The organism is Sagittula sp. NFXS13, assembly GCF_040148795.1.
GTDB classification, from domain to species: domain Bacteria; phylum Pseudomonadota; class Alphaproteobacteria; order Rhodobacterales; family Rhodobacteraceae; genus Sagittula; species Sagittula marina.
Genome location: NZ_JAGEMH010000005.1, coordinates 57852 through 69562, shown reverse-complemented (window position 1 = coordinate 69562; position 11711 = coordinate 57852). Strand labels below are relative to the sequence as shown.

General features: G+C 62.7%; 11 protein-coding genes. 6 read left to right on the top strand and 5 right to left on the bottom strand.

The features are described 5' to 3' along the window. The first annotated feature begins 3 nt into the window (after positions 1-3). Complete coding sequence (locus tag J4E08_RS12480; protein ID WP_349538779.1) at positions 4-1587, top strand: gamma-glutamyltransferase family protein; 1584 nt, start codon at positions 4-6, stop codon at positions 1585-1587. Between the two features lie 15 nt (positions 1588-1602). Then, entirely contained in the window at positions 1603-2415 is an 813-nt protein-coding gene (locus tag J4E08_RS12475; protein ID WP_183968087.1) for a sulfite exporter TauE/SafE family protein, read from the top strand. Between the two features lie 4 nt (positions 2416-2419). Here the strand turns inward: J4E08_RS12475 and J4E08_RS12470 are convergent, their stop codons facing one another. Further along, positions 2420-3097 carry a GntR family transcriptional regulator gene (locus tag J4E08_RS12470; protein WP_183968085.1) on the bottom strand — a complete coding sequence of 226 codons (678 nt, stop codon included), beginning with the start codon at positions 3095-3097 and terminating at the stop codon, positions 2420-2422. 484 nt (positions 3098-3581) lie between these two features. Between J4E08_RS12470 and repA the strand changes: the two genes are divergently transcribed. The 3 genes from repA (at position 3582) to repC (ending at position 6972) form a co-directional block, all read left to right on the top strand. Continuing rightward, positions 3582-4763: a plasmid partitioning protein RepA gene (gene repA / locus J4E08_RS12465; RefSeq protein WP_502949269.1), complete on the top strand. Its 1182-nt coding sequence runs from the start codon at positions 3582-3584 to the stop codon at positions 4761-4763. 11 nt (positions 4764-4774) lie between these two features. After that, positions 4775-5740 (top strand): plasmid partitioning protein RepB, encoded by a 966-nt coding sequence (repB, locus tag J4E08_RS12460; protein WP_349538778.1) that lies wholly within the window; start codon positions 4775-4777, stop codon positions 5738-5740. Between the two features lie 161 nt (positions 5741-5901). Further along, positions 5902-6972, top strand: a complete 1071-nt coding sequence (repC, locus tag J4E08_RS12455) for a plasmid replication protein RepC (protein ID WP_349538777.1) — start codon at positions 5902-5904, stop codon at positions 6970-6972. 147 nt (positions 6973-7119) lie between these two features. On the opposite strand, the gene J4E08_RS12450 is transcribed toward repC, so the two are convergent. The 4 genes from J4E08_RS12450 to J4E08_RS12435 all read right to left on the bottom strand — a co-directional run bounded on the left by J4E08_RS12450 (position 7120) and on the right by J4E08_RS12435 (position 10347). Next, the gene (locus J4E08_RS12450; RefSeq protein WP_349538776.1) at positions 7120-7773 is read right to left on the bottom strand and encodes an isochorismatase family protein; all 654 of its coding nucleotides are present in this window, start codon (positions 7771-7773) and stop codon (positions 7120-7122) included. 1 nt (position 7774) lies between these two features. Then, positions 7775-8266 carry a flavin reductase family protein gene (locus tag J4E08_RS12445; protein WP_349538775.1) on the bottom strand — a complete coding sequence of 164 codons (492 nt, stop codon included), beginning with the start codon at positions 8264-8266 and terminating at the stop codon, positions 7775-7777. A gap of 106 nt (positions 8267-8372) precedes the next feature. After that, on the bottom strand, positions 8373-9452 hold the full coding sequence (rutA, locus tag J4E08_RS12440; protein ID WP_183968074.1) for a pyrimidine utilization protein A: 1080 nt from the start codon (positions 9450-9452) through the stop codon (positions 8373-8375). 142 nt (positions 9453-9594) lie between these two features. Next, a complete protein-coding gene (locus tag J4E08_RS12435; protein ID WP_183968072.1) occupies positions 9595-10347 on the bottom strand; it encodes a GntR family transcriptional regulator in 753 nt (250 codons plus the stop codon). 123 nt (positions 10348-10470) lie between these two features. Here J4E08_RS12435 and J4E08_RS12430 point away from each other — a divergent pair, with 123 nt between their 5' ends. After that, positions 10471-11709, top strand: a complete 1239-nt coding sequence (locus J4E08_RS12430; RefSeq protein WP_349538774.1) for an MFS transporter — start codon at positions 10471-10473, stop codon at positions 11707-11709. The last annotated feature ends 2 nt before the right edge of the window (positions 11710-11711 follow it).

The following is an 11711-nucleotide window of genomic DNA, read 5'->3' as shown; positions in this document are numbered from 1 at the left end:
ATCATGCTGCACTCTGCACTCGGGTATAGGGGGGCGGTGTCTGCCCCCCATCGCGCCGCGGCCCTCGCGGGACAGGAAATCCTCGCCCGAGGCGGCACCGCGATCGAGGCGATGGTCGCCAGCGCCAGCACCATCGCGGTCACCTATCCGCATATGAACGGCATCGGCGGCGACGGCTTCTGGATCATCTCGCGCCCCGGCGAGGCCCCCATCGGCATTTCCGCCTGCGGTCACGCCGCGGCGCTGGCCACGCCACAGTGGTACGACGATCAGGGCCACACCGCCCTGCCGACCCGCGGCGGTGCCGCTGCCCTCACCGTGCCGGGCACCATCGGCGGGTGGGAAGCCGCGCTGTCGCTCGTCCCCGAAACCCGCCGCCTGCCGTTGTCGGACCTGCTGGCCAGCGCCATTGCCTACGCCCGCGACGGCATCGCCGTCACCGGCAACCAGTCCCGCACCACGACGGACAAGCTCGACGGGCTGCGCGATGTGCCCGGCTTTGCCGAGACCTTCCTCGTCGACGGCCAGCCCCCCGCCCCCGGCCACCTGATGCGCCAACCCGCGCTGGCCGACACCCTGCAATCGCTGGCAGATCACGGCCTGTCCAGCTTCTACATCGGCGACATTGCCAAAACCCACGCCGCCTTCCTCGAGGCCAATGGCAGCCCGCTGCGCGCCGCCGACTTTGCCGGCCAGACCGCAGAACAGGTCACACCCCTCAGCGTCGAAACCTCGCACGGCACGCTCTATAACATGATCGCCCCGACCCAGGGCATCTCCTCGCTGATGATCCTCGCGCTGTTCGACCGCCTCGGTGTCAGCACCGGCGAAGGTTTCGACCACCTGCACGGGCTGATCGAAGCGACGAAACAAGCTTTCCTCCAGCGCAACGCCGAACTGGGCGACCCCCGCGCCATGGCCACCCCGGCGCAGGACTGGCTGACCGGCGACCGCCTCGACCAGCTCGCCGCCAGGATCGACCCGCAAACCGCCCTGCCCTGGCCGCATGAGCCAAAGGACGGCGACACCATCTGGATGGGCGCCGCCGACGCCGACGGCACGGTGGTCAGCTTCATCCAGAGCGTTTACTGGGAGTTCGGCTCCGGCCTCACCTGCCCCGACACCGGCGTCTTCTTCCAAAACCGAGGCGCGGGGTTCAGCCTGACCCCCGGACCCAACCAACTCAAACCCGGTCACAAACCGTTCCACACGCTCAACCCGGCGCTCGCCCGGCTGACCGATGGCCGCGTCATGGCCTATGGCACCATGGGGGGCGAAGGCCAGCCGCAGACCCAGGCCGCCGTCTTCACCCGCCACGTCGCCTTTGGCATGGACCTGCAACAGGCTGTCACCGCGCCGCGCTGGCTGCTGGGCAAGACATGGGGCGACGACACCACATCGCTCAAACTCGAAGACCGCTTTGACCCCGCCTTGATTGATGCGCTGACCAAAGCAGGCCACAAGGTTGAGATGATCCCGCCCTACTCCAACCTCGCAGGGCACGCCGGCGCCGTGGTGCGCCATGACACCGGCCTGATCGAGGCCGCCTCCGACCCGCGCGCCGACGGCGCCGCCCTTGTATTCTAACGAAAGACCCAAGACATGCTGGACCTCGTGCCGATCATCGCAGGCGTCATCGCCGCAGCCATCCTCGCCGGTATCATGGCGGGCCTTCTGGGCGTGGGCGGCGGCATCGTCCTCGTGCCTGTGCTGTTCTGGATTCTGACCTTCATCCAGTTCCCCGCAGAGCTGTCGATGCATATGGCCGTTGCGACCTCGCTTGCGACGATCATCTTTACCTCCATCTCCTCGGCCCGCGCGCATCACAAGCGCGGCGCGGTGGATGTGGACCTGATGAAACGCTGGGGGCCGGGTCTGATGATCGGCGCCTTGGCAGGCGGGCTGGGGGCGCGTTTCATCGACCCCGCAGGGCTGAAAATCCTGTTCGGCAGTATCGCCATCCTGGTCGCGATCAACATGTCTACGCCGAAAACGCTGGTCATCGCAGATCAGCTGCCCAAAAGCCGCGCCGCAAACGGGGCCATGTCGCTGGTGATCGGCCTGATTTCCGCGCTCATGGGCATTGGCGGCGGCACGCTCTCCGTCCCCACCCTGTCGGCCTTTTCCTTTGAAATCCGCCGCGCGGTGGGCACCGCCAGTGCCTTTGGCATCCTGATTGCCCTGCCCGCCATGGCTGGCTTCATCATCTCCGGCTGGGGCCTGCCGGATCGTCCGCCGCTGTCGCTGGGCTACGTCAGCCTGCCAGCCGCCCTGTTGATCCTGCCCTTCACCGTGGGCTTTGCCCCCTTGGGCGCAAAACTGGCGCACAGCCTCGACGGCATCTGGATCAAGCGCGCCTTTGCCGTCTTCCTCGCCATCACGGCGGTACGGATGCTGATGGCGGCCTTCAGCTGACCCCTCAGGTCATCCGTGTCAAAACCTCGCGCGCGGCACTCATCAGGTGCCGCCGCAATGCCTTTTCGGTGCGTTTGGGATCACGGTCCAACAGCGCCTGCACGATCTCTTCATGCTCCGCGTGCGACCGCTCCATGCGCAGGCCGCTTTGCAGCTGGAACTTGCGGAACGGCGCCAGTTTCAGCCGCAGCGTATTCGCCAGACCGGTCAGATCCACGTTGCGCGTCCCGTCAAAAATCAGCTGGTGAAACCGCGTGTTCGCCGCGTCATAGTCGTCCTGCGCGCCCGATTGCGACAGGCGCTCCATCGTGGCGTGCAGCTCTTCCAGAGCGACCCGCTCGCCCATGGTCATACGTTCTGCCGCAAAACGGCCGCAGAGCGCCTCCACCTCGGCCATCGCCTCGAACATCTGCTCCACCCGCTCGCGAGAGATATCGGCCACGATCACGCCCTTGTACGGCTGTCGATCTGCCAGCGACCGCGCCACAAGCTCGTGCAGCGCCTCCCGGATCGGGGTCCGCGACACGCCAAACCGTTTGGTCAGCGATTGCTCATCCAGCTTTTCCCCGGCGGCATATGTGCCGGCGACGATCTCCGCCTCCAGCGTGGCCGCGATGCTGGCACTGTGCAAAGGCCGGGGCGCATCCTTGCCCGTCTCATCAGACTGTGTCGCGCCACTCATGGCCCTGCCCCTCACCTTAACACTACGTCGGCTCAGGCGTGCCCGCACCGGACCTCATTCATAGCACGCCCCGATCGCACAACGCCACGGCCAAGCCCATGAAATTGCATCCGCCCAAGCGCACACGCCTGTGGATAACCTTCGGGATAACGATTCGTACGCCCTCCGCCCGGTCACCGTCAGGACCACCGCGTCGCCCGTATCCGTGCATCAGCCCGAGAAAAATCCACCACCTGCAAAAAATTTAATTTACCATTAATTATCAGACGCTTAACCACGCCTCTGCACGTATAACATGAACGAAGCCTCGGAAAACTTCCCCCGCACCGGCCTCCCACCTCCAAGAAACAGTTGCCAAGACCCCTCTCCCTTTCGTAAAGAAACGGAAAACAAAGCGTTGGCGGAAAACAGCGTTCCAGACGAAGGGGCCACGAAAAAGCCTCAGTCACGGGACCAACGCCAAAAGCAACGAGGCGGACAGACGATGGCAGTGAGCCAGCCCATCACCATCAATACCCGTATTCGGGAGAACGCGCAAAACCTTGCGGGCGCGCTGGAGCAGCATTTGCTCAAGAGCTTCGCCCCCGATGCGCGCAAGGAGCTGCGGCTCTTCTCGGCTGGCGAAGCCGCCGACCTGCTGGGCATCTCCGCCTCCTTCCTGCGCAAGCTGCACTTCGAGGAACGCGTGCCGGACGTGCACACCACCGCCGGAGGCCGCCGCCACTACTCGGCCCAGGACGTGCTGAACATCCGCCATATCCTTGAAGACAAAGCCAAAACCAAAGGCGCCTACCTCAGAGGCCGCGCCGAGGGCGAGAAGGTCCAGGTCCTCTCCTTCCTCAACTTCAAGGGCGGCTCGGGCAAGACCACCTCCTCGATCCACGCCGCCCAGCGGTTTGCGCTCAAGGGCTATCGCGTTCTCGCCGTGGACATCGACCCGCAGGCCTCGCTCACCTCGCTGTTCGGCTATCAGCCCGAATACGACTTCCTGCATTCGGGCAGCATTTACGACGCGATCCGCTACGATGACCCCCTGCCCTTCTCCGAGATCATTCAGGAAACCTACTTCCCGAACCTGCACCTCGCCCCCGGCGGCCTGATCCTGCAAGAGTTCGAGCACGAGACCCCGACCGCGCTGCGCAACAACGTCCAGCCGCCGTTCTACGCCCGTATGGCCGCCGCATTGCAAGAGGTCGAGGACCAGTACGACATCATCATCTTCGACTGTCCGCCGCAGTTGGGTTACCTCACCATGTCCGCGCTGTGTGCCTCGACGGGCGTGCTGATCACCGTTGTCCCCAATATGCTTGACGTTGCGTCAATGTCTCAGTTCCTCCAGATGTCAGCTGACCTGCTCGACGTGGTCTCGAACGCTGGCGCGCGCATGGAATTCGACTTTTTACGTTTCCTCATAAACCGTTACGAGCCCTCCGACGGCCCGCAGCAACAGGTCGTGGCCTTCTTGCGCCAGCTCTTTGGGGAGGAAGTCATGACCTCCCCCATGCTGAAATCCACCGCGATCTCCGACGCCGGGCTGACGCAGCAAACCATTTACGAGGTGGAACGCTCCGCCTTTCACCGATCCACTTACGACCGCGCGATGGAATCCCTGAACGCGGTCAACGACGAGATCGAAATGCTTCTGCAACAGGCCTGGGGCCGCTGAGGAGGACGCTGATGGCACGTAAAGGAATTCTGAGCACAGGCACCTCTGACAGCCCGACCACCGGCCGGCGGGCTCCCGCAGGCCCACGCGGTGCGGTCGGGGCCTTGCAAAGCTCTCTCACCAAACTGCAGGAGAACGCGGTCCAGGACCTCGCCCCGGATCTGATCCACGACGCGGGCGTCACCGACCGGCTTGGCACGGATGCCGAGGCAGACCAGACCCTACAGGACAGCCTGCGCCAATACGGCCAGCAAGTGCCCGTTCTGGTGCGTCCCCACCACGCCAAACCCGGCGAGTATGAAATCGTCTATGGCCGCCGCCGTCTGCGCGCGCTCAAGGCGCTTGGCATGCCGGTCAAGGCGATGGTGCGTCACCTCGACGACCACGCGCTTGTGCTGGCCCAGGGTCAGGAAAACACCGCGCGCCGCGACCTGTCCTTCATCGAAAAGGCCAGCTTTGCCGCGCAACTCGAATCGCTTGGCTATGAACGGCCGACAATCGCCGCGGCTCTGTCGATCGACATGCCCATGGTCAGCCGGATGCTGCGCACGGGCCGCGCCTTCGAAATCGACTTTCTCAAACAGATCGGCTCCGCCCCCGGCATTGGCCGCGACCGCTGGCTCAAGCTGGCCGAGGCGATGGAAGTCCCCGCCAACCGCGACCGCGCCCTTGACCGCCTGCCTGCGTTGGACGGCATCAACGACAGCGACGTGCGGTTCGAGCAGGTGCTTTCCTGGGCCACCCATGCGCCCGCGCCAAAGGCGGTCAAACCCGCCCTGCCCCGCGCGCGTAAAGTGCTCAGCCCGCATGGCTTTGCCCTCGCCAAGGTCAAGCGCAGTGAAAACGCGCTGACCCTCACAATCCCCGCCTCGGACGGTGCCGGTTTCGCAGACTGGATGAACGCCAATGCCGAAGAGGTGATGCTCAACCTTCATGCCCGCTGGATGTCCGAGCAGGCAGAAGACCCCGAAACCTGAACCCCAAGGAGGCACGACAACAGGACAAAAGAAAAGCCCCCCAGGACTGGTCCCGGAGAGCTCTCTCATTTCTCGCACTCTTGAGATAGCCCGTATCCCCTGATCCTGTCAACGCTACCGATTCGGTGGACGGTCTTTTTTTGTCTTTCGTGAACTGAAAAATGACAAAACTGTCTCGCATTGATGCTGGACAGCCCGTTTTGCTGCGCCCAGAGGCCGGGGATTTCCCGGCTGACAAGTGGGCGCTGCTGGATGCGCTGACCCAGGCGGCCGAGAATTTCGGCCTCACCCACCGCAGCCTGAATGTGCTGCGCGCTCTGCTCAGCTTCTTTCCCGACCGTGACCTGCCGCGCACTGCCGGTGCCGGGGTGGTCTATCCCTCGAACCGGGTGCTCAGCGACAGGCTCAACGGCATGCCCGAAAGCACGCTTCGGCGCCACCTGTCCACCTTGGTAAAATCCGGCCTCGTGGCCCGTCATGACAGTGCCAACCGCAAACGCTTTGCCCGGTTTGGCGGCGTGGCGTTCGGGTTCGATCTCAGCCCGCTGGCCCGCTCTGCCGCCGAGGTGTTCGACGCCGCAGAGGAGGCTGTGCAACGACGTGCCCAAATCTCTGCCCTGCGCGCACGCATCGCCGCAGCCCGGCAGCGCCTGCTCGATGACGGCCTCCCGAGCGACGATCCGCTGATCGAAGACGCGCGCCTTTCCTTGCGCCGGAAACTCAGCACCGACTGCTTGGAAACCCTCGCCAACGCTGTGGAAGGCCGGCTGACAATCGACGCACCGGCCAAAGAAATGAGCGCCACGCCCCACCAAAATGAGCGGCACATACAGGATACAGATAAATCCATATCTGTATCTAAGAACGCTCCCGTAAAGGTTTCTCAACCTTCCGAAGCCCCTGCCCTATCCGACGTGCTGGACAGTTGCCATGAATACCAGGCGCTCTTCCCAACGCCTGCGCCCGACTGGCCAGCGCTTCACACTGTGGCAAGCCGCCTGCATGGCATGATGGGCATCGACCAACAGGTCTACGTGGATGCAAAGCGTCGTATGGGCGCTGAAAGAGCCACCACAGCGGTCCTTTGCATTCTTGAGATGCTCGGCAGCGTCAAATCCCCGGGGGCCTACCTCCGCGCCCTCTCCGCCCGTGCCGAGAGTGGCCTGTTCAACATGCAAGGAATGCTTAAGGCGGCGAAAACTGCAAAATTGTCAGCTGACAATTTTGTCTGAATCGAGCGTGCGCATGGTTAACCTCGCGCCAAGTCAAAACTCCGAAATTTGTCAGCTGACAATTTTCCCACTTTGCGGCTTCAGGCACAAAAAACGCCGCCCCACTTTTGGGAACGGCGTTCGGATCAGAGCTAATCGTTAGAATTGTCAGCTGACAATTTTGACAGTTTGACACGCGTGCCTTTGCAAATACGCCAATGTCTCAGGCAGGCTCACCACGTCTGCGTACTTGGCGTTCATATCAAACAGGTTCGCCTCATGTGGCGCGCTATGTCGATCTCCACAGGCCTCAGCCACGACCAGCGTCCGAAACCCGTGGCTCATGGAATCCACGCAGCTTGCCCGGACACACCCCGATGTGGTCAAGCCCGTCAGCAGCACGCTGTCACACCCCATGGAGGTCAGCATCGGCGCGAGGGATGTTGCAAAAAACGCCGAAGGGTACTGCTTGGTCACGATGACCTCATCCGTCTCCGGTGTCAGTCCGTCCGCAAACTCCGCTGTGGATCGTCCCGGTAGAAACGCTTCCAGCGGTGCGGCTTTCTCGAAGAAGCGGCCTCCGTCGACACCGGATGGATGATAGCTCACCCGCGTGAGGATGACAGGAAGCCCCGCCGCGCGAGCCGCCCGCCGGAGCTCCAGTCCGGCTGACAATGCGTTTGCACATCCGTCTCCGCCATACAATGGACACTCCGGATCGAAATAGGCTTGCGCGAAGTCCACCATGAGCAATGCGGGTCGCTCACCAAAGCCGACGCTTCGGTCATAGACGCCTGCGTAGTTGCTGTCTCTGTCCGACATGTCAGGCGGTCTCCATCTGCGGCAGGGCTGTGAACTGTCCGTCGTGCCAGATCAGCGGATCACAGTCCGTTTGCCAGTCGGTTAACGATACGATCTCTCCGATAAACACCGAATGGGTTCCAAAGGATGTCCGTCCGACGCGCTTGCAGTCAAAGCTGACCTGAGACCCGACCAGGGCGGGCGCCCCGGTATCGAGCGTCATCCATTCTCCCACGTCGAAACGGCTCTCCCGGTTCTTGGGTGTGGCAAAGCGTTGGGCGATCGCTTGTTGATCCTGTGACAGGACATTCACACAAAAGCTTTCGGCGTCTGACAGATGCGCGTGAATGGACGCGGTCTGGTTCACACAGACCAGCAGGCTTGGAGGTTCGGCACACAGCGATGTCACAGCGGTCGCGATAAGTCCGTGTCGCGCCGTGCCAGTGTCTACGGTGATCAGGCTGACGCCCGCGGTGAGGCGACGCATGCCTTGTTTGAAATCGATAGGGGTCATGTCTTGGCTTTCCGGTTGGCAAAGAGTGGAATGCAAACGGGCCGCTGTCCTGTGTCAGCGGCCCGAAGGTGCGGCGCAGAATCATGCGCCAGAAAAGGGCAGGGGATCAGGCCGCGGCCTGCACCTGTGCACGAGACGACATCAGCGGCTGGATCTTCTGACCGAACTTGTCGAGCCCTTCGAGGAAGTCGTCGAACACCATCATGATACCGGCGACACCCTGCATCTCTGCGGCTTCGTCGAGCATGGCGGCCACTGTCTCGTAAGAGCCGACCAGCGTGCCCATGTTGAAGTTAACAGCGCCTTCAGGAAGGTTGATGTGTTTCGCGGTGGAGCTGGCGTCGGCGGCGTTGTCCTTGCTGCCTTGGTCGGCCATCCAGGCGAGGGCATCGGCATCGACGTGGTCTTTGTACTTTTGCCACTTGGCTTGTGCTGCCTCGTCGGTGTCTTCTGCGATGATCATGTAGAGGCAATAGGCACCCACGTCGCGGCCGCTCTCGGTGGCGGCGGTTGCCAGCCGGTCACAGATCTCGGACACAGCGGTCGGTGTGTTCACCCCCTGGCCCATGATGAAGTTATAATCGGCGTAGTCGGCGGCGAATTTCATGCCCTTGGGGGACTGACCCGCAGCGACGATTTCCACCTTGCCCTCGGGCGCGGGGGAGAGCTTGCAGTCGGTCATCTTGAAGTGCTCGCCTTTGAAATCGGACGATCCCTTTGACCAGAGTTCCTTCATGACGTTGACATATTCTGCGGCGTAATTGTAGCGGTAGCCAAAGTAGGCATCGCCCGGCCACATATCCATCTGGCTGTATTCGGCCTCGGCCCAGCCGGTCACGATGTTCACACCAAAGCGGCCCGGCGCGATGTTGGATACCGTGCTGGCCATCCGGGCGACAATCGCCGGGGGCAGGGTGAGGATCGCGCTGGAGGCAAAGAGCTTGATCTTGGTGGTGACCGCAGCGAGGCCCGCCATCAAGGTGAAGCTTTCAAGGTTGTGGTCCCAGAACTCTGTCTTGCCGCCAAAGCCGCGCAGCTTGATCATCGAGAGCGCGAATTCCAGACCGTAGCCTTCGGCCTTTTGCACGATCTGTTTGTTAAGCTCAAAGCTTGGCTTGTACTGCGGTGCAGCCTCGGAAATCAGCCAGCCGTTGTTTCCGATCGGGATGAAGACGCCCATGTCCATGAGAAAGACCTCCTGTTGGTGTGTTCGATAAGTCCGAACTTAACAGGGCGTTTTCTGAGCCGGTCTAGAGAAAGGTTCTGAAATAAGTCCGTACTAATGTCGAAAGCTGACGTCTTGCACAAAAGACGGGCAAAAGTGCGGGTCAGGTCGCTTTTACATGCGTGCGATAGGCAAAGCTGTCTGCCGGGGAGGTCTGGATGGCAAATTCCATCAGGCGTCCGCCGGAAGCCAGATAGCGGCGCGTGATTCGCAGTCCGATGGTGCCCTCGGGTTGGCCGATCTGCTCGCATATGTCCGGGCGAATGGTGACGGCGCGGATCTCTTGCTGGATGTCGACGATGCGTTCGCCGGTGTGAGCCTCGATCAGGTGAAAGAGCGAGGAGCGTTGCACCTCCATGTCCTTGATCACCGGTTCGGCAATGGGATCCAGATAGACTTCGTTCCAGCAAAACGGCAGCGGTTCGTTGATAAAGTGGCGCGGACCCTCCATATAAATAAGGGTTTTACCGGGGCGCACGCCCAGTTCGGCGGCTTCTTTGCCGCGCAGGCCACGGCGTTCCTTTGTGCGGATGAACATCTCGCTTTCGCTTGCGAATTCGAACAGATCATCGCGGTTGTTGTCGCGAAACCTGTCGCGCCATTGCGGGCGGGCGTTTTCGACACGCGTGCCGACGCCTTTGCGCGCCGACAGCATCCCGCGTTGGCGCAGTTGAGCGATGGCCTGGCGCATGGTGTGGCGGCTGACACCCAGCTGCACGGCCAGCTCCGCCTCTGGCGGCAGCAAGGTGCCCACAGCGCGCTCGCCAGAGACGATCTGGCGTTCCAGCTTATGCGCCACACGCAGGTATAGCGGTGTGTTTGTGCTCTCTGATTGATCGATCTCGTCGTCTTTCATGCTCGGCTCTCCTCCCGATTCAGTTTCGGTATTGTTTATAAGTACGTACTTTTGTTATTGCTTCGACGCGGCGCGCTGGTGTTTGATCAGCGAAAGCGTTGAATGAGTACGGACATAATACCAATGAATGAATATGTGTCGAGCCAGCCCGAGGTGTCAGGGCGCCCCGAGTGGGTCAAAGCCCTGATCTTGATGACCTGTGTGCAGGTCGCCGCCACGCTCAGCACATTGGCGCTGACCGCATTGGCCCCGGAGGTCGCGGCCTCGCTGGGGATCGGCGCGCATTGGATCGGCTACCAGATCAGCCTGATCTATTTTGCCGGGGTGTTTGCTTCTGCGGTGGCGGGCAGCGTGGTGGAGACGTTCCACGCCGAGCGGGTCGTGGTGTTCGAGATGGGCGCCTTTGCCGTGGGGCTGTTGCTGCTGGCGAGCGCGCAGCCGGTTCTGATGGTGCTGGGGTCGGCGCTGTTTGGCATTTGTTACGGGCTGAACAATCCGGCCTCGTCGGAGATCCTGAACCGCACGGCGCGGGGCGGGCGACATTCGCTGATCTTTTCCATCAAGCAGACCGGCGTGCCGCTGGGTGCGGTGCTGGCGTCTGTGACGCTGCCGTCGCTGGCGGTGCTGTTTCACGGCGCGCAGGACGGTTGGCGGCTGGCACTGGTGGCTGCGGCGCTGGTGCCGCTTGGCCTGATGGTATGGTCGTGGACGCGGTTCAGCTTTGCCCCGGTGCGGCGCGGGGCAGGGCGGGGCAACCCGTTTCGGCGCGCGGCGCAGGATCAGGCAGAGCTGTATCGCAACGACCGGCTACGGACGCTGGCGGTTCTGGGCGGTCTGTATTCCGCGCTGCAACTGGTGGCGACGGCGTTCACGGTGGTGATGCTGGTGGAGCACGGCTGGTCGCTGGTGGCGGCTGGTGCGGTGGCGGCGGGGTTGCAACTGGCGGGGGCCGTCGGGCGCATCAGCTGGGGCGTCGCGGCGGATCGGCTGGGCGGGTTCCGCACGTTGGGGGTGATCGGCGTGCTGGCGGGGGCCATCATGTTCAGCTTGGGCTGGATCGCGGTGATGCCGGGCTGGGCGCAGGCGGTGCTGCTGGTGGCGCTGGGATCGGTGGCGACGGGGTGGAACGGCGTGTTCCTGGCAGCGGCGGCCCGCACTGCGCCCGAAGGCAAGGTGGGCGCGAACACCGGGGCGCTGCTGGTCTACACCTTCATAGGGGTCATCATCGGGCCGTCGGTCTTTGCCTTGGTCTACAATGTGGTGGGAACATATGAGCAGTGCTTCATGCTGTTCTCCGCGATCGGTCTGGTGGGGGCGGTGCTGTCGTTCCGTCAGGCGGCGCGCGGCCGAATCGCAAAATGAGT

Coding starts and splice junctions, on each gene's coding strand:
- J4E08_RS12480 (WP_349538779.1), top strand. CDS start 4: ATGCTGCACTCTGCACTCGGGTATAGGGGGGCGGTGTCTGCCCCCCAT.
- J4E08_RS12475 (WP_183968087.1), top strand. CDS start 1,603: ATGCTGGACCTCGTGCCGATCATCGCAGGCGTCATCGCCGCAGCCATC.
- J4E08_RS12470 (WP_183968085.1), bottom strand. CDS start 3,097: ATGAGTGGCGCGACACAGTCTGATGAGACGGGCAAGGATGCGCCCCGG.
- repA (WP_502949269.1), top strand. CDS start 3,582: ATGGCAGTGAGCCAGCCCATCACCATCAATACCCGTATTCGGGAGAAC.
- repB (WP_349538778.1), top strand. CDS start 4,775: ATGGCACGTAAAGGAATTCTGAGCACAGGCACCTCTGACAGCCCGACC.
- repC (WP_349538777.1), top strand. CDS start 5,902: ATGACAAAACTGTCTCGCATTGATGCTGGACAGCCCGTTTTGCTGCGC.
- J4E08_RS12450 (WP_349538776.1), bottom strand. CDS start 7,773: ATGTCGGACAGAGACAGCAACTACGCAGGCGTCTATGACCGAAGCGTC.
- J4E08_RS12445 (WP_349538775.1), bottom strand. CDS start 8,266: ATGACCCCTATCGATTTCAAACAAGGCATGCGTCGCCTCACCGCGGGC.
- rutA (WP_183968074.1), bottom strand. CDS start 9,452: ATGGACATGGGCGTCTTCATCCCGATCGGAAACAACGGCTGGCTGATT.
- J4E08_RS12435 (WP_183968072.1), bottom strand. CDS start 10,347: ATGAAAGACGACGAGATCGATCAATCAGAGAGCACAAACACACCGCTA.
- J4E08_RS12430 (WP_349538774.1), top strand. CDS start 10,471: ATGAATGAATATGTGTCGAGCCAGCCCGAGGTGTCAGGGCGCCCCGAG.